This window comes from Rhizobium sp. L9, assembly GCF_002531885.1.
In the GTDB taxonomy this organism is placed as follows: domain Bacteria; phylum Pseudomonadota; class Alphaproteobacteria; order Rhizobiales; family Rhizobiaceae; genus Rhizobium.
In genome coordinates, this window is the sequence record NZ_NWSZ01000013.1 from 78,956 (window position 1) to 102,799 (window position 23,844).

General features: G+C 63.3%; 20 protein-coding genes. 18 read left to right on the plus strand and 2 right to left on the minus strand.

Annotation, left to right across the window (positions count from 1 at the left end):
• The first annotated feature begins 99 nt into the window (after positions 1-99).
• The 5 genes from CO660_RS15405 to CO660_RS15425 all read left to right on the plus strand — a co-directional run bounded on the left by CO660_RS15405 (position 100) and on the right by CO660_RS15425 (position 5,878).
• A complete protein-coding gene (locus CO660_RS15405) occupies positions 100-1,197 on the plus strand; it encodes a class I SAM-dependent methyltransferase (protein ID WP_097599440.1) in 1,098 nt (365 codons plus the stop codon).
• Positions 1,194-2,054 (plus strand): RNA methyltransferase, encoded by an 861-nt coding sequence (locus tag CO660_RS15410; protein WP_097599441.1) that lies wholly within the window; start codon positions 1,194-1,196, stop codon positions 2,052-2,054. The genes CO660_RS15405 and CO660_RS15410 overlap by 4 nt, the downstream gene beginning before the upstream one ends.
• Complete coding sequence (gene lspA, locus CO660_RS15415) at positions 2,051-2,554, plus strand: signal peptidase II (protein ID WP_097599442.1); 504 nt, start codon at positions 2,051-2,053, stop codon at positions 2,552-2,554. The genes CO660_RS15410 and lspA overlap by 4 nt, the downstream gene beginning before the upstream one ends.
• Positions 2,555-2,609: 55 nt before the next feature.
• A complete protein-coding gene (locus tag CO660_RS15420; protein WP_097599443.1) occupies positions 2,610-4,892 on the plus strand; it encodes an ATP-binding protein in 2,283 nt (760 codons plus the stop codon).
• Positions 4,893-5,002: 110 nt separating this feature from the next.
• A complete protein-coding gene (locus CO660_RS15425) occupies positions 5,003-5,878 on the plus strand; it encodes a GNAT family N-acetyltransferase (RefSeq protein ID WP_085776733.1) in 876 nt (291 codons plus the stop codon).
• 225 nt (positions 5,879-6,103) lie between these two features.
• On the opposite strand, the gene CO660_RS15430 is transcribed toward CO660_RS15425, so the two are convergent.
• Entirely contained in the window at positions 6,104-8,386 is a 2,283-nt protein-coding gene (locus CO660_RS15430; RefSeq protein ID WP_097599444.1) for an NADP-dependent malic enzyme, read from the minus strand.
• 113 nt (positions 8,387-8,499) lie between these two features.
• Here CO660_RS15430 and mutS point away from each other — a divergent pair, with 113 nt between their 5' ends.
• The 4 genes from mutS to murJ all read left to right on the plus strand — a co-directional run bounded on the left by mutS (position 8,500) and on the right by murJ (position 16,139).
• The gene (gene mutS / locus CO660_RS15435; protein WP_097599445.1) at positions 8,500-11,226 is read left to right on the plus strand and encodes a DNA mismatch repair protein MutS; all 2,727 of its coding nucleotides are present in this window, start codon (positions 8,500-8,502) and stop codon (positions 11,224-11,226) included.
• Between the two features lie 11 nt (positions 11,227-11,237).
• Positions 11,238-11,513 (plus strand): hypothetical protein, encoded by a 276-nt coding sequence (locus tag CO660_RS15440; protein WP_085776730.1) that lies wholly within the window; start codon positions 11,238-11,240, stop codon positions 11,511-11,513.
• Positions 11,514-11,638: 125 nt separating this feature from the next.
• Positions 11,639-14,542, plus strand: coding sequence for a [protein-PII] uridylyltransferase (locus tag CO660_RS15445; RefSeq protein WP_097599446.1), 2,904 nt, complete (start codon positions 11,639-11,641; stop codon positions 14,540-14,542).
• A gap of 10 nt (positions 14,543-14,552) precedes the next feature.
• On the plus strand, positions 14,553-16,139 hold the full coding sequence (murJ, locus tag CO660_RS15450) for a murein biosynthesis integral membrane protein MurJ (RefSeq protein WP_085776728.1): 1,587 nt from the start codon (positions 14,553-14,555) through the stop codon (positions 16,137-16,139).
• A gap of 211 nt (positions 16,140-16,350) precedes the next feature.
• Here the strand turns inward: murJ and CO660_RS15455 are convergent, their stop codons facing one another.
• Positions 16,351-16,779: a D-Ala-D-Ala carboxypeptidase family metallohydrolase gene (locus tag CO660_RS15455; protein ID WP_085776727.1), complete on the minus strand. Its 429-nt coding sequence runs from the start codon at positions 16,777-16,779 to the stop codon at positions 16,351-16,353.
• A 187-nt stretch (positions 16,780-16,966) separates the two neighbouring features.
• Between CO660_RS15455 and CO660_RS15460 the strand changes: the two genes are divergently transcribed.
• The 9 genes from CO660_RS15460 to miaB all read left to right on the plus strand — a co-directional run bounded on the left by CO660_RS15460 (position 16,967) and on the right by miaB (position 23,835).
• Complete coding sequence (locus CO660_RS15460; protein ID WP_097599447.1) at positions 16,967-17,374, plus strand: VOC family protein; 408 nt, start codon at positions 16,967-16,969, stop codon at positions 17,372-17,374.
• 87 nt (positions 17,375-17,461) lie between these two features.
• The gene (trpS, locus tag CO660_RS15465; RefSeq protein WP_097599448.1) at positions 17,462-18,526 is read left to right on the plus strand and encodes a tryptophan--tRNA ligase; all 1,065 of its coding nucleotides are present in this window, start codon (positions 17,462-17,464) and stop codon (positions 18,524-18,526) included.
• Positions 18,527-18,625: 99 nt separating this feature from the next.
• Entirely contained in the window at positions 18,626-19,117 is a 492-nt protein-coding gene (locus CO660_RS15470; RefSeq protein WP_011423764.1) for a universal stress protein, read from the plus strand.
• 109 nt (positions 19,118-19,226) lie between these two features.
• On the plus strand, positions 19,227-19,793 hold the full coding sequence (locus CO660_RS15475; protein ID WP_085779937.1) for a NifU family protein: 567 nt from the start codon (positions 19,227-19,229) through the stop codon (positions 19,791-19,793).
• Between the two features lie 89 nt (positions 19,794-19,882).
• Entirely contained in the window at positions 19,883-20,545 is a 663-nt protein-coding gene (gene tsaB, locus CO660_RS15480) for a tRNA (adenosine(37)-N6)-threonylcarbamoyltransferase complex dimerization subunit type 1 TsaB (protein WP_097599449.1), read from the plus strand.
• A 1-nt stretch (position 20,546) separates the two neighbouring features.
• Positions 20,547-21,041 (plus strand): N-acetyltransferase, encoded by a 495-nt coding sequence (locus tag CO660_RS15485; RefSeq protein WP_085776723.1) that lies wholly within the window; start codon positions 20,547-20,549, stop codon positions 21,039-21,041.
• 82 nt (positions 21,042-21,123) lie between these two features.
• A complete protein-coding gene (locus tag CO660_RS15490) occupies positions 21,124-21,552 on the plus strand; it encodes a Fur family transcriptional regulator (RefSeq protein ID WP_097599450.1) in 429 nt (142 codons plus the stop codon).
• Between the two features lie 27 nt (positions 21,553-21,579).
• Positions 21,580-22,377 carry a 1-acyl-sn-glycerol-3-phosphate acyltransferase gene (locus CO660_RS15495; RefSeq protein WP_097599562.1) on the plus strand — a complete coding sequence of 266 codons (798 nt, stop codon included), beginning with the start codon at positions 21,580-21,582 and terminating at the stop codon, positions 22,375-22,377.
• 48 nt (positions 22,378-22,425) lie between these two features.
• Positions 22,426-23,835 carry a tRNA (N6-isopentenyl adenosine(37)-C2)-methylthiotransferase MiaB gene (gene miaB / locus CO660_RS15500; RefSeq protein ID WP_097599451.1) on the plus strand — a complete coding sequence of 470 codons (1,410 nt, stop codon included), beginning with the start codon at positions 22,426-22,428 and terminating at the stop codon, positions 23,833-23,835.
• Positions 23,836-23,844: the final 9 nt, after the last annotated feature.

The following is a 23,844-nucleotide window of genomic DNA, read 5'->3' on the forward strand; positions in this document are numbered from 1 at the left end:
CCACAAGAGAACCTGTCCAGGCGTGGTCGGCGCCCAGTTGATCCGCTGCAGTCTTCTAGGCTAGAGGACGAAAAAACCGACAGAGACGCGGAAGAGCACGTGAAACAAAGAGAACGCCGGCCGGGCCAGAAGAAGACATCAGGTCCCGCCGGTGAAAGCCGCAGGGACGATCGGGCCGGCCGAGCACCAAAGCCCGTGGCACGTCCCGCGGCCACACGCGATACGGTTCGCGAGAGTGCGACGCCGGCTGCGGTTTTACGCCCGCTCATGACGCGCAGCGGCGATCGGCCGGCGGAGCGCGTGCCGGTCATTCTCGAATCGCTCGGCGCCGGCGATTTCCACCTGATCGACAGCGGCGATGGCCAGAAGCTGGAGCAATATGGCCCCTACCGCATCATCCGCCCGGAAGCTCAGGCGCTGTGGCGGCCTTCGCTGGCGCCGCAGATCTGGGAGAAGGTGGATGCCGTGTTCACCGGCGATACCGACGAGGAAGGCACCGGCCGCTGGCGCTTCCCGAGGGAGGCGCTCGGCGAGACCTGGCCGCTCAACCTGCTCGGCGTCGATTTCCTCGGCCGCTTCACCTCGTTCCGTCACGTCGGTGTCTTTCCCGAGCAGATCGTCCATTGGAGCTGGATGAAGGAGGCTGTCGAAAAGGCCGGCCGACCGCTGAAAGTGCTGAACCTCTTCGGTTATACCGGTGTCGCGTCGCTGGTCGCCGCCGCTGCCGGCGCCGAGGTCACCCATGTCGACGCGTCGAAGAAGGCGATCGGCTGGGCGCGCGAGAACCAGGCGCTCGGGCGCATGGAGAAGCTGCCGATCCGCTGGATCTGCGAGGATGCGATGAAATTCATCCTGCGCGAGGAACGCCGCGGCAGCCAATACGACATCATCCTCACCGATCCGCCGAAATTCGGCCGCGGCCCCAACGGCGAAGTCTGGCATCTCTTCGAGCATCTGCCGCTGATGCTCGATGTCTGCCGCGAAATCCTCTCCCCGAGGGCAGTCGGCCTGGTGCTGACGGCTTATTCGATCCGCGCCAGCTTCTATTCGATCCACGAGCTGATGCGCGAGACGATGCGCGGCGCCGGCGGTGCGGTCGAATCCGGCGAGCTGGTGATCCGCGAGGCAGGCCCCGACGGCAAAACGCCGGGCCGCGCGCTTTCCACATCCCTCTTTTCCCGCTGGGTGCCGCAATGAGCAAGGACTTCCACGATCAGGGGCCGCGAAGGGTCGGGCAGGTGAAGGAAGTCACCTCGCTCGCCAATCCGATCATCAAGGACATCAAGGCGCTGACCAACAAGAAGTCGCGGGAGGAAAGCGGGACTTTCCTCGCCGAAGGGCTGAAGCTCGTCATCGATGCGATCGAGCTCGGCTGGACGATCCGCACGCTGGTCTATGCCAAGGCCGCCAAGGGTAAGCCGCTGGTCGAGCAGATGGCGGCAAGGACCGTCGCCTCGGGCGGGCTGGTGCTCGAAGTCAGCGAAAAGGTGATTGCCGCGATCACCCGGCGCGACAACCCGCAAATGGTCGTCGGCATCTTCGAGCAGCGCTGGACGCCTCTCAAGGGCATCCGGCCGCAGGAGGGTGAGACGTGGGTGGCGCTCGACCGCGTGCGCGATCCGGGCAATCTCGGCACCATCATCCGGACGGCCGATGCGGCCGGCGCGGCCGGCATCATTCTCATCGGCGAGACGACCGATCCCTTCTCGCTGGAGACCGTGCGGGCAACCATGGGCTCGGTCTTCGCCGTTCCGGTCGCGCGGGCGACGCCGGAGGAGTTCCTGGCCTGGCGGAAATCGGCCGGCGTTTCCATCGTCGCCACCCATCTGGCCGGCGCGGTCGACTATCGCACGATCGACTACCGCAAGAAGCCCACGGTCCTCCTGATGGGCAACGAACAATCCGGCCTGCCGGACCAGCTCGCCAGGGAGGCCGATGCGCTCGCGCGGATCCCGCAGCAGGGCCGCGCCGACTCCCTGAACCTCGCCGTCGCCACTGCCGTCATGCTTTTCGAGGCGCGCCGCCATCTCCTTTCACTTGCCGAGGGCAAATGACCGAACCGACGAATGCACGCCCCGCGCTGTTTTCGCGCCCGGCACCGATCCTGATTTTCATCCTTCTTGCCGTTCTCATCGACCAGGTCGTCAAGATCGCCGTCGATCATACCCTGCCGCTGCAGGAAGCCGTTCCCGTCATCCCGATGCTGGCGCTCTACCGCACCTATAATCTCGGCGTCGCCTTTTCGATGCTGGAGGGCATGGACGGCTGGATCATCGTCGGCATGCGGCTCGTCATCGTCGCCTTCGTCATCTGGCTGTGGCACCGCACGGCAAAAGACCGCTGGCTCGCGCATCTCGGCTATGCGCTGATCATTGCCGGTGCGATCGGCAATCTTGTCGATCGCTTCGCCTACGGACATGTGATCGACTACATCCTCTTCTACACCGAAAGCTGGTCTTTCGCCGTGTTCAATCTCGCCGACAGTTTCATCACCGTCGGCGCCGGCTGCGTCATCCTCGAGGAGCTGCTGCTGCCGAAAAAGGCCGGCCGCTAAAATCTTATCGAATTCCTGAAGGCATTCGGAATAAGCCTCATGTTATCCAGATACCATGCAGAGTCTGGGACAGTTGCAGGAAAGATTGTCCGCCGCCTTCGGCGGAACCGCCGTCAAGCCGCATCAGGAGCGGACGGAGGAAACCTCTTCGCGTCCCGGAGCATCGACAGCGCGCACGGGGGCTGCTTCCCTATCAGGGCCTGCAGCGACGCGGCGCCTGCTGTTCTACTGGCTGAGCGGCGCCGGCTTTCTGGCCGCGATGGTCCTGACGCTGCTCGCCCATGCCGGCGAGCCGTTGCTCCTTTCGGGCGGTCTCGTCGCTCTCGGCCTTGCCGTCATCGCCTGTTACGCCGTGCTGATGGTACGCCGGCAGAGAAGCAGGCAGCCCGCCGGTCGATCCGCTCCGAACGGCGATGATGGCGCGAAGCTCTTCGCCGAGGTGCATGACGTGCTCGGCGACATCACCCTCACCCGTGCCATGGACCGTCGCATCATCTCGGCCAACGACACCTTTCGCCGTCTGACCGGCCGGCTGCGCCCGGAAGGGCGGACCTGCGAAGAGATCGGGATTGCCTTCCGTCCCGGCGCGATCCCGCACTGCTACGACGTCGAGATATCGACGCCGGAAGGCCAGCGTATTTTCCTGTGGCGCGACGTGGTCACCCGCGATCCGGGCAGCGGCCACCTGCTGCTGCAGAGTGTTGCCCGTGATGTGACGGAGGAGCGGCTCGTCGCGCAGAGCCGCGAGTCGGCCCGCCAGAAAGCCGAGTATAACAGCGCCGCGAAATCCCGACTGCTTGCAACCGTCAGCCACGAGGTGCGCACGCCGCTTTCCGGCATTCTCGGCATGACGCACCTGCTCGCGGAAACGCGGCTGACGCAGGAACAGCAGAATTATCTCGCCAACATCCGCCAATCCGGCCACGCCTTGACGCAGCTTGTCGAGGATCTGCTCGATTTTTCCACCATCGAAGTCGGCCGTTTCGAGCTTCACCCGCGCTCGGAATCGCTGCGGAAGCTTCTGGAAAGCGTCGTCGAAATGCTCGCCCACCGGGCGCATGAAAAGGGGATCGAGATCGGCGCCACCGTGTCGTCAGACGTTCCGGAGAAAATGAGCTTCGATGCGGCGCGGCTGCGCCAGGTTCTGTTCAACGTCATCGGCAATGCTGTCAAATTCACGCAGGCCGGCGGCGTTTTCATCCGCGTATCGCTCGATGCCGGCAACCTGCTGATTACCGTCACCGACACGGGTCCGGGCATGACGGCGGAGGAGCTGGCGCGCGTCTTCGGCGAGTTCGAACAAGGTGGAAACGTTGCCGACAAGAGCGGCGGCACCGGGCTCGGCCTTGCCATCTCCGCCCGCATCATGCGCGAATTCGACGGCGCCTTGACGGTCACCAGCGAAAAGAGCAAAGGCAGCACATTCACCATACGCTTCCCCATTGAACTCGACAGCGAGCGCTCCGAACGGCGAAACACGCTGCTTGCCGGCAACAGCGTCGTGCTGCTGGCGCCGGCAGGGGCGGCCCGCTCCGCCATTGCCGAAACGATCACCGCGCTCGGCGGCACCTGCCATCTTGTCGACAGCGGCGAGGCTGCGCGCGCGAAGCTGCTCGGAATGGCAAGCGGCAGCCGCCGGCCAACCGATATTATCGTCGATCATCGCATGTCGGCGGAATTTTCAGCGCATCTCGCCGATCGCGCCGAAATCGCTGCCCTTGGCCTGCGCAAGGTCCTGCTTGTCAATCCCGAAGAGCGCAGCGCCCATCCGCTCGACCTGTTCGATGCCTGGCTCATCCGGCCTCTGCGCGAACAGTCGCTGATCGATGTGCTGCGCGGGCGCATGCGCGGCATGGAGAAGCGCGACGCGCTGAACGACAACCAGCCGGGTTTCGGACCGCCGATGGCCGAAACCATGGTTGCCGCACACGGCCTGCGCATCCTGCTCGGCGAGGACGATCCGATCAATGCGATGCTGGTGCGCGTCGTCCTGGAAAAGGGCGGACACAAGGTGCACCATGTCGAGGATTTCGACACACTCCTCGATTGCGCGCTCGGCGAGGCGAGCGCGCGGCCAGACATCATCATCAGCGATCTGTCGATGCCCGGCGGCAACGGCATCGACATGCTGGGGCGGCTGCGCGGCCACGAAAGGCGGCTCGATCTTGACCCGGTGCCGGTGATCGTGCTCACCGCCGACAAGAGCGACGAGTCGCGCCGCCAGGTCTTGCTCAATGGCGCCAACCGCGTGATGGTAAAGCCGGTCGATCCGGTGCGGCTGCTGACGGAGGTTCAGGCGGTCGCCGCCCTTTCCGCCCGACGGGCAGAAGCGCGGTAGGTCGCTGAATTGACTGCGCAGGCTGCTTGCGCCGGGAAATTCAATATGTCACTTTCCTGTCGCACAGAAGTGTTTTATGGCGTCGATAAGCCGGCAACGGGAGAATCGCCATGTCCTCCATCGACATCCTGAATTGTGACGTTACCGCGGAGGCTGCACGGCCGTCGACGGCTGCGCAGCAAGACGGCGACATCCTCGGCCGGATCGGCAATCTCGAAACCCGCCTTGCCCGCACGGCACGCGAGATCGATGCGGCCCAGGCCGTGCGCTACCGCGTCTTCGTCAAAGAAATGAAGGCGCAGCTGCCGCCGGAAGCCATGCGGCGCGAACGCGATTTCGATGCCTATGACGCTGTCTGCGACCATCTTCTCGTTCTCGACCGCTCGCTCGAAGGTGATCCGGAAGATCAGATCGTCGGCACCTACCGGCTGCTGCGCCAGGATGTCGCGATCGCCAATGGCGGTTTTTATTCGGCTTCCGAATTCGAAATCGAGAGCCTCCTCGCCAGGCACCCGGACAAGCGCTTCATGGAGCTCGGGCGTTCCTGCGTGCTGCCGGAATACCGCACCAAACGCACCGTTGAGCTTCTCTGGCAGGGCAACTGGGCTTATGCATTGAAGCACGGCGTGAGCGCCATGTTCGGCTGCGCCTCGTTCCCCGGCGTCTATCTCGAAAGCCACGCACTGGCGCTGTCCTTCCTCTACCACAATGTGCTGGCGAAAGACGAATGGGCCATCGGCGCACTGCCGCATCTCGCCCGCAACATGGATCTGATGCCGGCCGAGGCCGTCAACCCGAAGCGGGCGCTGATGGCCCTGCCGCCGCTGATCAAGGGCTACCTCAGACTCGGCGCAATGGTCGGCTCCAGCGCCGTCATCGATCATGCCTTCAACACGACCGACGTGCTGATCGTGCTGCCGATCTCCAGCATTTCCGACCGCTACCTGAACTACTACGGCGCCGACGCCGGTCGCTTCGCAAGCTGATTGCAGTCAGGCGAAGCAGAGATTGCCAGTGCTGCCCCTCACCCTAACCCTCTCGCCGTTCTGACGGGGAGAGGGGACTTGCCGCACGAGCCGTGGATGGGGCGGAGAGATCGCGGCATATCCCCTTCGCCCCGCAAACGGGGAGAAGGTGCCGACAGGCGGATGAGGGGCTGATCTCGCCGATCTCCCTGGTCACTGAATATCTCGCTGTGCGGGCAGATGGCCTTATGACCCGCCATAGGCGGCGATCGCCGCCATGTTGACGATATCGCTGTCCTTGGCGCCCATCGAGGTGATCTGCACCGGCTTGTCGAGGCCGACGAGGATCGGGCCGATGACGGTGGAGCCGCCGAGTTCCTGCAGCATCTTGGTCGAGATAGAGGCCGAGTGGAAGGCCGGCATGACGAGGACGTTGGCGGGGCCGGAGAGCCGGCAGAAGGGATATTGCTCCATCACCTTGCGGTTCAGCGCCACATCGGCAGCCATCTCGCCGTCATATTCGAAATCGACGCGGCGCCGGTCGAGGATCTTGACCGCTTCGCGCACCCGCTCGGAGCGTTCGCCGGAGGGATGGCCGAAGGTGGAATAGGCAAGCATGGCGACGCGCGGCTGATACCCCATGCGCCGTGCGAGACCGGCCGCTTCTTCGGCGATATCGGCAAGCTCTTCGGCGGTCGGCATGTCATGCACCGCCGTGTCGGCGACAAAGACCGTGCGGCCGCGGCAGAGCGCCAGCGACACGCCGATGACGCGGTGGCCGGGCTTCTCGTCGATGCAGCGGCGCACATCCTCGAGCGCGGTGGAGTAGTTGCGGGTGATGCCCGTCACCATGCCGTCGGCGTCGCCGAGCGCCACCATCGTGGCGGCGAAGTGGTTGCGGTCGTTGTGGATCAGGCGCTGGGCATCGCGGTGGAGGTAACCGCGCCGCTGCAGCCGGGCATAGAGGTAATCGATATAGGCTTCGACCCGGGTGGAGATGCGGGCATTGACGATTTCGAAGCCGGGCCGGTTGAGGTCGATGCCGGCGCGCTCCGCCGTCGCCCGGATCAGATCCTCGCGGCCGAGCAGGATGGCGGTGCCGAGCTGCTGGTTGGCGTAGGACATGGCGGCGCGCAGCACCTGTTCTTCCTCGGCCTCGGCAAAGACGATCCGCTTCGGGCGGCGGCGGACACGTTCGTAGAGGCTGGCAAGCGTCGAGGCGATCGGATCGCGGCGCGCCGAAAGCTCGCGAGCGTAACCGGCCATGTCGGTGATGACCTTGCGGGCGACGCCGCTTTCGATCGCGGCTTCTGCGACAGCCACCGGGATGGCCGAGATCAGGCGCGGATCGAAGGGAACGGGGATAATATATTGCGGCCCGAAACGCGGCCGGTTGCCCTGGTAGGCGGCGACCACGTCATCCGGCACGTCCTCACGGGCAAGGTTTGCCAGCGCCTTGACGGCGGCGATCTTCATCGAGTCGTTGATCGTGGAGGCGCGCACATCGAGGGCGCCGCGGAAGATATAAGGAAAGCCGAGAACGTTGTTGACCTGGTTGGGGTAGTCCGAGCGGCCCGTTGCCATGATGGCGTCGTCGCGGATGCGGGCGACCTCCTCGGGGGTTATCTCGGGATCGGGATTGGCCATGGCGAAGATGATCGGCCGGTCGGCCATCGAACGGATCATCTCGGCCGAGAAGGCGCCTTTCTGCGACAGGCCGAAAATCACATCGGCGCCGTTCATCGCATCTTCCAGCGTGCGCGCATCGGTCTTTGCCGCATGCGCCGATTTCCACTGGTTCATGCCCTCGGTGCGGCCCTGGTAGATGACGCCCTTGGTATCGCAGAGGATGATGTTTTCGGGCGCAAAACCCATCGCCTTGATGAGTTCGACGCAGGCAATCGCCGCAGCGCCGGCGCCATTGCAGACAAGCTTCGTCGTCTTCAGGTCGCGGCCGGTCAGTTCCAGCGCGTTGATCAGGCCAGCGGCGGCGATGATCGCGGTGCCGTGCTGGTCGTCATGGAAGACGGGAATGTCCATCAGCTCACGTAGCCGGCTCTCGATCACAAAGCAGTCCGGCGCCTTGATATCTTCGAGATTGATGCCGCCGAAGGAGGGGCCGAGGAAGCGGACGCAGTTGATGAACTCGTCGACGTTTTCCGTATCGATTTCGAGGTCGATGGAATCGACGTCGGCGAAGCGTTTGAAGAGCACCGACTTGCCTTCCATGACCGGCTTGGAGGCAAGCGCACCGAGATTGCCGAGACCGAGAATGGCAGTGCCGTTTGATATGACGGCGACCATGTTGCCGCGCGCCGTATAGTCGTAGGCGGTCTGCGGATCGGCGGCGATCGCCTTGACCGGAACGGCGACACCCGGGGAATAGGCAAGCGAGAGGTCGCGCTGCGTCGCCATCGGCTTGGTCGGGTTGATCTCCAGCTTGCCGGGGCGGCCCATGGCGTGAAAATCGAGCGCCTCCTGATCGGTCACCGAGGTCACCGGCCGGTCCTTCTTATTAATATCGGGCATAAATCCTCCAACGTCCTGTGGGCGACGCTTCGCTCTTCCTCAAATGCAGTTGTCATCTATAGCGGCGCGCGGATAGGGTTGGCACCTGTTTTTTTGGGAAAAACTGCACCTCCGTGAACGCACGAATAGACATTGGGAATGAAGCCTTTTCGGCTGCCGAGCTCGCCACGGCGGAAAGCCGCGCCTCCGCGACGCCGATGATGGAGCAATATATCGAGATCAAGGCGAACAATCCGGGTTCGCTGCTGTTCTATCGCATGGGCGACTTCTACGAGCTCTTCTTCGAGGATGCGCTGGAAGCCTCCCGCGCGCTCGGCATCACGCTGACGAAGCGCGGCCAGCACATGGGCCAGGATATCCCGATGTGCGGCGTGCCCGTGCATGCGGCCGACGACTATCTGCAGAAGCTGATTTCGCTCGGCTTCCGGGTGGCCGTCTGCGAACAGATCGAGGATCCGGCCGAAGCGAAAAAACGCGGTGGCAAATCGGTCGTCAAGCGTGACGTGATCCGCCTCGTCACGCCCGGCACGATCACCGAGGAGAAGCTGCTTTCACCCTCGGAATCCAACTATCTGATGGCGCTTGCCCGCATCCGCGGCGGCGCCGAGCCGCAGCTGGCGCTCGCCTGGATCGATATTTCCACAGGCGTCTTCCGGCTTGCCGAGACGGAAGCCTCGCGGCTGCTTGCCGATATACTGCGCATCGATCCGCGCGAATTGATCCTGCCCGACACGATCTTCCACGATGCCGAGCTCAAGCCGGTCTTCGATGTGCTTGGCCGCACGGCGGTGCCACAGCCTTCCGTCCTCTTCGACAGCGCCAGCGCCGAAGGCCGGATCGCACGCTATTTCGGCGTCTCGACGCTTGACGGCTTCGGCAGCTTCTCGCGCGCCGAGCTGGCGGCGGCCGCAGCCGCCGTCGCCTATGTCGAGAAGACGCAGATCGCTGAGCGGCCGCCGCTTGGTAAGCCGGAACGGGAAAGCGCCGCTTCAACGCTGTTCATCGACCCGGCCACCCGCGCCAATCTGGAGCTTGCCCGCACGCTGTCGGGAGATCGCAACGGTTCGCTCCTGAAGGCGATCGACCGCACCGTCACCGGCGGCGGCGCACGGCTTCTGGCCGAGCGGCTGATGTCGCCGCTCACCGATCCTGCCCGCATCAATGCGCGACTCGATTCGATCGGCTTCCTGATCGAGGAGCCCTCGCTCTGCGGCAGGCTGCGCGACACGCTGAAACATGTGCCCGATATGCCGCGCGCGCTCTCCCGCCTGGCGCTCGACCGCGGCGGGCCACGCGATCTCGCTGCGATCCGCCAGGGGCTGCAATCCGCCAAGGGTGTTGCGGAGATTCTCGCAACCGCCATGCTGCCTGATGAGCTCGGCGAGGCGCTGTCCGGCCTGAAAGCGCTTCCCGCGCCGCTGTACGAACTGCTCGCCGATACGCTCGCCGATGAATTGCCGCTGTTGAAACGAGACGGCGGTTTCCTGCGCGATGGCGCGAGCGCCGAGCTTGACGAGGTTCGGGCGCTGCGCGACCAGTCACGCCGCGTCATCGCCGGACTGCAACTGCAATATGCCGAGGAAACCGGCATCCGGTCGCTGAAGATCAAGCACAACAATATCCTCGGCTATTTCATCGAGGTGACCGCCGGCAATGCCGCCCCGATGACGGAGACGGCGGAGGCGAAGGCCCGCTTCATCCATCGCCAGACGATGGCGAGCGCCATGCGCTTCACCACCACCGAGCTTGCCGATCTCGAAAGCCGTATCGCCAACGCCGCAGACCGAGCGCTGACGATCGAACTCGACGCCTTCGACAGGATGACGACGGCCGTGGTCGCTGAAGCCGAAGCGATCAAATCCGGTGCGCGGGCGCTTGCCGTGATCGACGTCGCCGCAGGCCTGGCGCTGCTTGCCGAAGAGCAGGCCTATTGCCGACCGCAGGTCGACGGCTCGAAAATGTTTGCGATCGAAGGCGGGCGCCATCCGGTCGTCGAACAGGCGCTGCGCCGGCAGGCGGGCGGCCCCTTCGTCGCCAACAACTGCGATCTGTCGCCGAAGACCGGCGACAAGGATGGGGCGATCTGGCTGCTGACCGGCCCGAACATGGGCGGCAAATCGACCTTCCTGCGCCAGAACGCCTTGATCGCGATCCTGGCGCAGATGGGCTCCTTCGTGCCGGCGACATCGGCCCATATCGGCGTCGTCGACCGTCTGTTCTCGCGCGTCGGCGCCTCCGACGATCTGGCGCGCGGACGCTCCACCTTCATGGTCGAGATGGTGGAAACGGCTGCCATTCTCAACCAGGCGAGCGACCGCTCCCTCGTCATCCTCGACGAAATCGGCCGCGGCACCGCCACCTTCGACGGTCTGTCGATTGCCTGGGCCGCCGTCGAGCACCTGCATGAGGCCAATCGCTGCCGCGGCCTCTTCGCTACGCATTTTCATGAGTTGACCGTGTTGTCGGAAAAGCTTGGCCGGTTATCGAACGCCACGATGCGCGTCAAGGAATGGGACGGCGACGTGATCTTCCTGCACGAGGTCGGGCCGGGTGCGGCCGACCGTTCCTACGGCATCCAGGTCGCCCGCCTCGCCGGGCTTCCGGCCTCGGTCGTGGCACGGTCCCGCGACGTGCTCACCCGCCTCGAAGATGCCGACCGCAAGAACCCGGCGAGCCAGTTGATCGACGATCTGCCGCTCTTCCAGGTGGCGGTGAGGCGAGAAGACACTTCTCGCGGCCCATCGAAGGTCGAGGAGGCGCTGAAGGCGATGAGCCTCGACGACATGACGCCGCGCGAGGCGCTGGATGCGCTTTACGATCTCAAGAAAAAGCTGAAATAGGAGCGCAGTCCATGTTCATGGAGAAGCTGGTTCGCGAAACCGAGCGCCTCTCGCTCATCTGCTCCATGCTCGACACGATGCGGCGCGCCGACAAAGATCGCAACGCGCGCGGCTGGACATCGCCGATCGGCCTGCTGAAAATCACCCGCTCCTGCGCTATGATATCCGAACTCGGAACGTCGATTGCCAAGGCGGGCTACCGCGAGTGCGACAGGGCGACGCTCGAGGAGATCCAGCGCGAGACCCGGCAGGTGCTGTATTCGCTGCATGCGCAGGCCGCAGACTGAGACTTTACGGAAGGTTTGCGGCAGAGCGTCCCGCATCGCGGCATTGGCAACACCATTTCGCCAAATTTAAAGGTTCTTGCAGTATGAAGGCCCGTGTCAATCGCCGGGCAAAGAGGTTATAGCGCATGCAGACGAAACGTGAGGCGAGCCCCAATCAGGCAGCCCGGCATGAACAGGAAACCGCCCCTGCGAGCGCGACGCGCAACCTCGATTTCTCGGAGATCCTCGACGCCGAACTCCTGCAGAAGCAGTGTGAAGCCGTTGCCGAAGCCAATCGAAACCGGCCCGACATCATGCGCGCCGATCTTCTCGCGGCGCTGAAAAGGGCGAGCACGGACGGCCGGCAGAAGGCGCGCGCGGCCCTTGCCGCCGACGGAAGCGGTCTCAATTGCGCCTATCGGATTTCCTGGCTGCAGGACCAGATCATCAGTGTCCTCTATAATTTCGCCACCACCCATATCTTCCCGCTGCAGAAGGACAAATTCGCGGTCACCGCCGTCGGCGGCTATGGCCGCGACACGCTGGCGCCGGGCTCCGATATCGACCTGCTCTTCCTCTTCCCGCCGCGGCCGGCGGAGGAGACGCACAAGGCAGTCGAATTCATGCTCTACGTGCTCTGGGACATGGGCTTCAAGGTCGGCCACGCCACCCGCACGGTGGAGGAATGCATCGCGCTTTCCAGGTCGGACATGACGATCCGCACCGCGATCCTCGAGATGCGTTATATTTGCGGCCTGCAGCGGCTGGAAACCGAGCTCGAAGCCCGTTTCGACAAGGAGATCGTCACTGGAACCGGGCCTGAATTCATCGCCGCCAAACTAGCAGAACGCGACGAGCGCCACCGCAAGGCGGGCGACACGCGTTACCTCGTCGAGCCGAACGTCAAGGAAGGCAAGGGCGGGCTTCGCGACCTGCACACGCTGTTCTGGATCTCGAAATATTACTACCACGTGCGCGACCAGGCGGAGCTGATCAAGCTCGGCGTTCTGTCGAAACACGAATATCGCCTTCTGCAGAAGGCGGATGATTTTCTCTGGGCCGTGCGCTGCCATATGCACTTCCTGACGGGCAAGGCCGAGGAACGTCTGTCCTTCGACATCCAGCGCGAGATCGCCGAGGCATTCGGCTATCACACCCGCCCCGGCCTTTCGGCGGTCGAGCGCTTCATGAAACACTATTTCCTCGTGGCCAAGGATGTCGGCGATCTCACGCGCATTCTGTGCGCCGCACTCGAAGACCAGCAGGCGAAGTCGATCCCGGGTCTCACCGGCGTCATCAGTCGCTTTACCCATCGCACCCGCAAGATTGCCGGCAGCGTCGAATTCGTCGAAGACCGCGGCCGCATCGCTCTTGCCGACGCCGATGTCTTCAAGCGCGATCCGGTCAGCATCCTCAGGCTCTTCCACGTCGCCGACATCACCGGGCTGGAATTCCATCCGGATGCGCTGAAACGCGTCACCCGCTCACTCGCCCTGATCGACAACAGCTTAAGGGAAAACGACGAGGCGAACCGTCTCTTCATGTCGATCCTGACGTCGAAACGTGACCCTGCGCTGATCCTGCGCCGGATGAACGAGGCCGGCGTGCTTGGCCGTTTCATCCCCGATTTCGGCAAGATCGTCGCGATGATGCAGTTCAATATGTATCATCATTATACGGTCGATGAGCATCTGATCCGCACCGTCGAAGTTCTCTCGGAGATCGACAATTCACGAGCGGAGGACCTGCATCCGCTCGCCAACAAGCTGATCTCGGGAATCGAGGACCGCGAGGCGCTCTATCTCGCCGTTCTCCTCCATGACATCGCTAAGGGCCGCCAGGAGGATCATTCGATTGCCGGCGCCCGCGTCGCCCGCAAGCTCTGCGCCCGCTTCGGCCTCTCGCAGAAGCAGACGGAACTCGTGGTCTGGCTGATCGAGGAACATCTGACGATGTCGATGGTGGCGCAGACCCGCGACCTCACAGATCGCAAGACCATTATCGATTTTGCCGACCGCGTACAGTCGCTCGACCGGCTGAAGATGCTTCTGATCCTGACGATCTGCGACATTCGCGCCGTGGGCCCGGGCGTCTGGAACGGCTGGAAGGGCCAGCTTCTGCGCACGCTCTATTACGAGACCGAGCTGCTGCTGGCCGGCGGCTTTTCGGAGGTGTCCCGCAAGGAGCGGGCCCACGCCGCCGCCGAGGCGTTGCGCGGCGCCCTATCCGACTGGAGCCAGAAGGACCGCAACACCTATACCAAGCTGCATTACCAACCATACCTGCTCTCGGTGCCGTTGGAAGACCAGCTCCGCCACGCCGATTTCATCCGCCAGGCCGACAAGGCGGGCCAAGCGCTAGCCACGATGGTGCGCACCGACAGTTTCCACGCCATCACTGAGATCACCGTGCTGTCGCCCGACCACCCCCGGCTGCTCGCCGTCATTGCCGGCGCCTGTGCTGCGGCCGGCGCCAACATCGTTGACGCGCAGATCTTCACGACCTCGGACGGACGGGCGCTCGATACGATCCATGTCAGCCGCGAATTTGCCGATGATGCCGACGAACTGCGCCGCGCCGGCACAATCGGGCGGATGATCGAGAACGTGCTGTCCGGCCGCAAGCGCCTGCCCGAGGTTATCGCCACGCGCACGCGTAACCGCAAGAAAAGCAAGGCTTTCGACATTCCGCCTTCGGTCAACATTACCAACAGCCTGTCGAACAAGTTCACGGTCATCGAGGTCGAATGCCTCGACCGGCCGGGCCTGCTGTCGGAGATCACTGCCGTGCTCTCCGATCTGTCGCTCGATATCCAGTCGGCGCGCATCACCACCTTCGGCGAGAAGGTAATCGACACCTTCTACGTCACCGACCTCGTGGGTCAGAAGATATCGGGCGACAGCAAGCGCGCCAATATCACCGCCCGCATGAAGGCCGTGATGGCGGAGGAGCAGGACGAGCTGCGCGAGCGCATGCCCTCCGGCATCATCGCGCCCGCCGCCACCCGAACATCGCCCGCAGCCGAAAAGAAAGCCGATTCCCCCGCATGAGCCCCAAAGCATGAGCCTCGTCAAGAAATTCGCGACCGTCGGCGGCGCCACTCTCGGCAGCCGCATCTTCGGCTTCGCCCGTGAAACGCTGATGGCAGCGGCGCTCGGCACCGGGCCGATGGCCGACGTCTTCTACGCCGCCTTCCGTTTTCCGAACCTCTTCCGCCGGCTGTTTGCCGAAGGCGCCTTCAACGCCGCCTTCGTGCCGCTCTTTGCCAAGGAGATTGAGGCGAACGGCACGGATGGCGCCAAGCGCTTTTCGGAAGAAGTCTTCGGCGTGTTGTTTTCGGTGCTGCTCCTCATCACCATCGTGATGGAGCTTGCCATGCCGCTCTTGGTGCGCTTCATCATCGCGCCGGGCTTTGCCGACGATGCCGAGAAATTCTCGATCACGATCCGCATGGCGGCCGTGATGTTTCCCTATCTGATGTGCATGTCGCTGACGGCGATGATGAGCGGCATGCTGAATTCGCTGCATCATTTCTTCGCCGCCGCCATCGCCCCCGTCTTCCTCAACGTGGTGATGATCGGAGCGCTGTTTTATTCGCTCTATACCGGCGCCGATCCGCTCGCGACGGCCTGGTATCTCTCCTGGGGCGTTCTTGCCGCCGGCGTGCTGCAACTCGCCGTCGTCTATGTCGGCGTGCTGACAGCCGGCATGAGCATCGGCCTGCGCTTCCCGAAGATGACTGCGAATGTTAAGCGGCTGCTGATCCTTGCGGTGCCCGCCGCCGTGACAGGCGGCATCACTCAGATCAACCAGCTGATCGGCCAGGCGATCGCCTCCTCCCGCGACGGCGCGATTGCGGCGCTACAGTATGCCGACCGCATCTATCAGCTGCCGCTCGGCGTCGTCGGCGTCGCCGTCGGCGTGGTGCTGCTGCCGGAGCTTGCCCGGGCGCTGAAGGGCGGGGCGCTGCGCGAAGCGGCAAACCTGCAGAACCGCTCGATCGAATTCGTGCTGTTCCTGACCATCCCCGCCGCTTTCGCGCTCTGGATCCTCTCCGACGAAATCATCCGCGTGCTCTACGAACGCGGCGCCTTTCATCAGGAAAACACCGCCGTCGTCGGCTCGATCCTGGCGATCTACGGCATTGGCCTGCCCGCGTTTGTGCTCATCAAGGCGCTGCAGCCGGGCTTTTACGCCCGCGAGGACACCAAGACGCCGATGCGCTTCTCGGCGATCGCAGTGGGGACCAACTGCGCGACGGCGCTGACCCTGTTCCCCTTTATGGGCGCGCCCGGCATCGCCGTCGCCGAAGCCACCGCCGGCTGGATCAGCACGCTTTTGCTGTTCACCACGCTTTTGCGCCGCGGCCATCTGACCTGGGAATGGGCGCTGGCAAAACGCGCCGCCCTGCTGATCGTCGCCTCGGCCGTCATGGGCGCGGCAATCGTCTTCCTCAAGCAATATTGGGCGCCGTGGCTCGCCTCCGGCGCGCCGCTTCTGACCAAGGTCGGTACGCTGGGGCTGCTGATCGCAATCGCAATGCTCATCTATTTCGCCGCCGCCTTCCTGATCGGCGGAGCCGACCTCGGCATGATTCGGCGCAACCTGAACCGCAAGCCGGTGCCGGCGAAGGATGCACAAAGCTAGTTGATTGCCGAGAAAGCCCCTCATCCGGCTGCCGCCGCCTTCTCCCCGTTCTGACGGGGAGAAGGGACTTGCCGCGCCGCCGCGCCTCTCTCAGGCCTCTCATAGGCACGTCCCCTCGCCCCGTTTACGGGGAGGGTTAGGGTGAGGGGCAAAAGCCGCCGGCGCAAACCTGACCGCCGTGGCACACCCTTCGCAAACCTTGCTCTCGCGCTTAGCAATCGACCCATCGCCGTTGCGGGCCGACATCGACATGAATGATGCCGTTGCAGTAGCTGCCGATGCCGCCGATGCCTGGAGCTGTCTTGGCGGCAGCAATGATGGTTCGTTCCGAGAGGCCCGGCACCCGGATATCGGCCGCCAGGCATTTTCCATGCAGCGAGCCATGACGGCGGGGATGTGGCCGGAGGCCGGAGGTAACGATCGGGCGGCGTCCGGTCTTTGCGGCGATATGCGAGAGGATCGCTCGCAGGCGCTCTGGAAAACAGCCGGCGCGCACGCTGACGGTCTGAACCGCATAAGCGAGTCGCGTCTCATGCTTGGGAAGATGAACGGCCGGTCTCTTGCTGTCTTGACCGACGGCGTCGGTTGCGGATTGTAGGGCGAAAAGGCCTGCCATGACGAGCAAACGGGTGTTCTGCATGGTCCCCTCCGGGCGGTTGGCCTGGCGACTGACGGGCCGCCAGTGTGCGGAGAGGATTTTCAGTTCAATAAAAGCTTTTCTGTGAAATTTTATACTCAATTTGAACTAAGGACGCTGATCAATTCGGCTTAAAAATGAGCATCCTTCGCGTTCTAGATGGAATAAACATCCAAACATGGGAGATCACATGAGTGTCCAGTCTCTTTTTCTCGTCACGCTCGTCGTTGACGATTACGACCGCGCCAAAGGCTTCTATTGCGGCACCCTGGGTTTCGATTGCCTTCAGGACGAGCCCCAGCCGGAGGGCAAACGCTGGGTGGTCGTGAAGCCGAAAGGCGGGGATGGCGCAGCCTTTCTGCTGGCGCAGGCGGCAAACCAGCCGCAGCGCGCGGCGATCGGCAACCAGACAGGTGGCCGCGTCGGCTTCTTCCTGAAGACCGACGATTTCGCCCGCGATTATGCCGCGATGCTCGGCGCCGGTGTGCGCTTTCTGGAGGAGCCCAGGCATGAGGTCTACGGCATGGTCGCCGTCTTTACGGATCCTTACGGCAATACCTTCGACCTGATCCAGCATGCCGCAGCCCGAACCACTTGATTGCGACGGGTTGCCCGTGCATAAGCCGCGGCGTTAGCAACATGGGCGAACAGCCCTGGGGCCCTCCACCAGCCTATTGAGGACGACATGAGCGAATTCCAAAAACTCGTATTCTCCGGCGTGCAGCCGACCGGCAATCTGCATCTCGGCAACTATCTCGGTGCGATCCGCCGCTTCGTGGCGCTGCAGGAAGGCAATGACTGCATCTACTGCGTCGTCGACATGCATGCACTCACCGCCCAGCTGGTGCACGAGGACATGCCGAGCCAGACGCGCTCGATCGCCGCTGCCTTCATCGCCGCCGGCATCGATCCGGAAAAGCACATCGTCTTCAATCAGTCGGCCGTGCCGCAGCATGCGGAACTTGCCTGGATCTTCAACTGTGTCGCGCGCATCGGCTGGATGAACCGCATGACGCAGTTCAAGGACAAGGCCGGCAAGGACCGCGAGCAGGCTTCGCTCGGTCTCTACGCCTATCCGAGCCTGATGGCGGCCGACATCCTCGTCTACCGCGCCACCCATGTGCCCGTGGGCGAGGACCAGAAGCAGCATCTGGAGCTTGCCCGCGACATCGCCATGAAGTTCAACCTCGATTATGCCGAGCATATTCGCAAGAGCGGCTACGGCATCGACATCACCGTCGGCGACGAGCCGGTGCATGCCTATTTCCCGATGGTCGAACCGCTGATCGGCGGACCGGCGCCGCGCGTCATGTCGCTTCGCGACGGCACCAAGAAAATGTCGAAATCCGATCCTTCCGACCTCTCGCGCATCAATCTGATGGACGACGAAGAGGCGATCTCGAAGAAGATCCGCAAGGCCAAGACCGATCCGGACGGTTTGCCGAGCGAGGTCGACGGGCTCCAGGGCCGTCCGGAAGCCGACAATCTGGTGGCGATCTATGCCGCGCTGGCCGACAAATCGAAGGCCGAGGTGCTTACCGAATTCGGCGGCCAGCAATTCTCGGTCTTCAAGCCGGCGCTGGTCGATCTCGCCATCCATGTGCTGGCGCCGATCACCGGCGAGATGCGCCGGCTGATGGACGATACCAGCCATATCGACGCGATCCTGCGCAAGGGCGGCGAACGCGCCAGGGAGCGTGCCGAAGTGACGATGAAGCAGGTGCGCGACGTCATCGGCTTCCTGTACTGAGACAACGCCCCTGTCCTTCGGGGAACAAGGGAATCCCCAGAGGCAGAGGCGCCAAAAACTGCGCTTGCAATTTCCGCTTCGGGTGTCAGAGTCCGCCCCATGGTATCGAAGCGACTCTCACGGCTCGAAGGTCACCGCCGCAAATTCATGGCGGTGATCGACGGGACACCCGAATGCCAGCGCGCCGTTCATTATGCCGGCCGGCGCGCGAAGAATTCCAATGGCGGCCTGGTGCTGCTCTATGTGATCCCCAACGGCGATTTCCAGCAATGGCTCGGCGTCGAGGAGATCATGCGGGCCGAGGCGCGCGAGGAAGCCGAGGCAACGGTTGCCAAGATCGCCCAGATCGTGCGCGAGACGATCGGCATTGAGCCTGAGGTCGTCATCCGGGAAGGCAGTGCCGCCGAGCAGATCAACGCCGTGATCGAAGAAGACCGCGATGTGGCGATCCTCGTTCTTGCCGCCGGTTCGGCAAAGGAAGGTCCCGGACCACTGGTTTCGTCGGTCGCTGGACGCGCGGCGGCGTTTCCGATCCCGGTCACTGTCCTGCCGGATACGCTGACCAATGAGGAAATCGACGCCCTCTGCTGAGCCTATTTCTTGAGTACAAGTCTCTTGATTAGGTCAGGCAATGGGCTTATCTTCTTTGGAAGAATTCTAAAGACGGCCGAGGTCTCGAGCCTGTCACATGGAGAGCCAGATGTTCATTCAGACCGAAGCCACGCCGAACCCCGCCACACAGAAGTTCCTGCCGGGCAAGGTTGTCATGGAAAACGGCACCGCCGAATTCCGCAGCGCCGAAGAGGCTGAAGCCTCGCCGCTCGCCGCCCGCCTGTTCGAAATTCCTGGCGTCACGGGAGTCTATTTCGGCTATGATTTCATTTCCGTCTCCAAGGACAACGCCGAATGGCAGCATCTTAAGCCGGCTATCCTTGGCTCGATCATGGAGCATTTCATGTCCGGCAAGCCGGTCATGAGTGATGCTTCCATCCTTTCCGAAGATGCCGATGCCGGCGACGAGTTCTTTGATGAAGGCGACGAGTCGATCGTGCTGACCATCAAGGAGCTTTTGGAGACCCGCGTGCGTCCGGCCGTCGCCCAGGACGGCGGCGACATCACCTTCCGCGGCTTCAAGGACGGCAAGGTCTATCTGAACATGAAAGGCTCCTGCTCCGGCTGCCCGTCTTCGACGGCGACGCTGAAGCACGGCGTCCAGAACCTGCTGCGCCATTTCGTTCCCGAAGTGCAGGAAGTGATTGCCGCTTAAGAATTTCAAATTCGCTCCGGCCGTTCATCTCAGGTTCGGCCGGAGGGTCTATGGTTAGGCGACAAACAGTTTATTCGGAAATTGATGGCATGATCGTTCTGGCGCTCGACACGGCAGGTGTGGATTGCGCTGCCGCCGTTTATGACAGCGGCAGGAATACGGTGCTGGGGGAGGCATCGGACATGATCGGCAAGGGGCATGCTGAACATCTGATCGGGATCGTCGATCGCGCGCTGGATCAGGCGGGTGTCACGCTTTCTGACGTCGACCGCCTTGCCGTCACCATCGGCCCCGGCTCGTTTACCGGCATCCGCGTCGGCGTTGCCGCAGCCCGGGGTTTTGCGCTTTCCCTCAATGTGCCCGTCGTCGGCGTCACCACGCTCGAGGTGATAGCATCAGCCCAGCGTGCGAGGACGCCGGGCCGTGCCGTGCTGGCGGCGATGGACGCCAAGCGGGACGAAATCTATCTCCAGTCCTTCGCCGCCGATGGTTCCCCGCTGGATCAGCCGCGGGCGGCAAGCGTTGCCGAGGCTCAGGCTTTCGCCGCCGGCTTCGATGGTGAAATCACCGGTTCGGCAACGCCGCTCCTGAAGGCCGGCGCCGGTGGCGACCACCCCAACGTCTTTCCGATTTCGATTGTCGCGCGTCTGGGGGCTGCGGCCCCTGCCGACGCCGGAAAGCCCAAGCCCCTTTATCTGCGCGGACCGGATGCCAAGCCGCAGGCCGGATATGCGATTGCGCGACGAGTGTGACATGCTGGAAGCCTATCTGACGCTGAAGCCGGAATTCGAAATCATCGCCATGGAGCGCGAGGATTGCCGCGACGTCGCCGTCCTGCATGGCGAGCGTTTCGCCCAGCCCTGGGGCGACGGCGAATTCCACAGCCTGCTGTCGCAGGAGACTGTTTTCGGCTTCGTCGCGCGCCAGACCAACGCCATCCTGAAAAAGCCGCTTCCCGGCTTTATCCTTGCCCGCCAAGTCGCCGGCGAAGCCGAGATCCTGACGATTGCCGTGCAGGCGAAAGCCGCCCGTGCCGGACTGGGCTGGCGGCTGATGCAGGCGGCGATGCGCGAGGCGCGGGCGCGCGGCGGCGAGAGCATGTTTCTTGAGGTCGACAGCGGCAATACGGCAGCACTCGGCCTCTACCGCAAGCTCGGTTTTGAAAAGGTCGGCGAGCGCCAGGGCTACTACAAGCAGGAAAACGGCGCCCCTTCCACGGCGCTTGTCATGAAGCGCGTTCTTCGATAGTTCCCTGGCAGAGCAGGACATGCGGACCGGCGCAAACGCCGTGCAGGCATTGTGGAAACGCGATTACTTTTGAAGGCGGGCCATGACCGACGTAGCCAAGACCCTCGAGGAGCTTTGCGCCGAACGCGGCATGCGCATGACCGAGCAGCGCCGCGTCATCGCGCGCATCCTGGAAGACTCGGAAGACCATCCCGACGTCGAAGAGCTTTACCGCCGTTCTGTGAAGGTCGACGCGAAAATCTCGATCTCCACGGTCTATCGCACCGTCAAGCTGTTCGAGGATGCCGGCATCATCGCCCGCCACGATTTCCGCGACGGGCGCTCGCGCTACGAAACGGTGCCGGAAGAGCATCATGACCATCTCATCGACCTGAAGACCGGCACGGTCATCGAATTCCGCTCGCCGGAGATCGAGGCGCTGCAGGAGCGCATCGCCCGCGAGCACGGCTTTCAGCTGGTCGACCACCGCCTGGAGCTCTACGGCATTCCATTGAAGAAGGAAGATCTCTGAAGCGATGGCCGCCCGGGAGTGCCGCATTTGATCGCCTGGCTGCGTATCGCCCTTGCTGCGGTCGTCATCCTTGCCGTCAGCATCGTCCTCATGCCGCTGCAGGTGCTGGCGCTGCGCTTCGACTGGCGGCTGCGGCGCGGACTTCCGCGCGTCTGGCACCGCATCGTCTGCTATTGCCTCGGCATCCGCGTGCGCGTGACGGGCAGGCTGGAAGGCCGCCGGCCGCTGATGCTCTGCTCCAACCATTCGTCCTGGATGGATATCATGGTGATGTCGTCCGTCGCCGACGTCGCCTACATCGCCAAGATCGAGGTCAGAGACTGGCCGATCTTCGGCACGCTCGCCAAGCTGCAGAAGAGCGTGTTCGTCGTGCGCGAGGAAAGGCGCAAGACCGGCCATCAGGCAAATGAGATCGCCGGGCGCATGGCCGATGGGGAAATCGTCGTGCTCTTTCCGGAGGGCACGACCTCGGACGGCAACCGGTTGCTTGAGGTCAAGTCGTCGCTGTTCGGCGCTGCCGCGATGGCGGTGCCTTATTCGCCGACGGGAACCGTCGTGGTGCAGCCGGTGGCCGTCGCCTATACCAGAGTGCATGGCATTCCGATGGGGCGCTACCACCGGCCGCTCGCTGCCTGGCCGGGGGATATCGAGCTCCTGCCGCATCTGATCGACATCCTCAGATGCGGCGCCATCGACGCCGAAGTTTCCTTCGGCGAGGCGGTGGAATACCGCGCCGAGAGCAATCGCAAAGAGGTGAGCGCGACGATCGCCTCGCGCATCCGCAGCCTTCTCAACACAAGCCTGCGCGGGCGCAATGTCGGGTGAGCCGAGAGTCTCTTTTCTCCGACGGCAAAAACCACTAAATAGCGCGCCATGACACAGGATAACGCCCTTCTTCAGGCCCCGGAGGTTTCTCTCCGTGACGGCAGCAACAGCCGCAAGGTCTTCATCAAGACCTATGGCTGCCAGATGAACGTCTATGATTCCATGCGCATGAGCGATGCGCTTGCCCGGGACGGCTACGAACCGACCGAAGACATGGAACAGGCGGATCTCGTTCTGCTCAACACCTGTCATATCAGGGAGAAGGCGGCCGAGAAGGTCTATTCGGCGCTCGGACGGCTGCGCGAGATGAAAAAGAAGAAGGCAGCCGACGGCCGCGATATGATGATCGGCGTAACCGGCTGCGTCGCCCAGGCCGAAGGTGAGGAGATCCTGCGCCGGGCGCCGGCTGTCGACGTCGTCATCGGGCCGCAGACTTATCACCGCCTGCCGGAGGCGCTGCGCCGGGCCAAAGAGGGCCAGCGCGTCGTCGATACGGAATATGCGATCGAGGACAAGTTCGAGCATCTGCCGATTGCCGAGAGCCGCAAGATCCGCGCCCGCGGCGTCACCGCCTTCCTGACGGTGCAGGAGGGCTGCGACAAGTTCTGCACATTCTGCGTCGTGCCTTATACGCGCGGCTCGGAAGTATCGCGGCCGGTCTCGCAGATCGTCGAGGAGGCCGAAAAGCTGGTCGAAGCCGGAGTGCGCGAAATCACCCTGCTTGGCCAGAACGTCAATGCCTGGCATGGCGCCGGACCGCGTGGCGAGGCATGGAGCCTCGGCGACCTGCTCTACCGGCTTGCCGAGATCCGCGGCCTGGCGCGGCTGCGTTATACCACAAGCCATCCGCGCGACATGGACGATCGGCTGATCGAGGCGCATGGTGACCTCAGGGCGCTGATGCCCTACCTGCACCTTCCGGTGCAATCGGGTTCGGACCGCATCCTGAAGGCGATGAATCGACGCCACACGGCAGCCGAATATCTCGCGCTGATCGAGCGCATCCGCGCGGTGCGTCCCGACATTGCGCTCTCTGGCGATTTCATAAGCGGCTTTCCGGGGGAGACAGACAAGGATTTTGAGGATACACTCAGACTTGTGGAGGAGGTGCGCTATGCGCAGGCCTTCTCGTTCAAATACTCGACACGGCCGGGCACACCCGGCGCGGAACTGAAGGACCAGGTGCCGGAAGAGATCAAGGCAGAACGGCTGGAACGCCTGCAAGCGCTTCTTTTGAGGCAGCAGCATGAATTTGCCGAATCCTGCATCGGCAAGGAGATCGATCTGCTGCTCGAAAAGCCCGGCCGCATGCCGGGTCAGCTGATCGGACGTTCTCCCTGGCTTCAATCCGTGAATGTTGATGCAAAAGCATCGCAAATCGGTGACATTATCAAAGTGCGAATCACCGGAACCGGAACGAACAGCCTGTTTGCCGAACGCGCAGAGGCTACGGTCTAACCCAAGGAG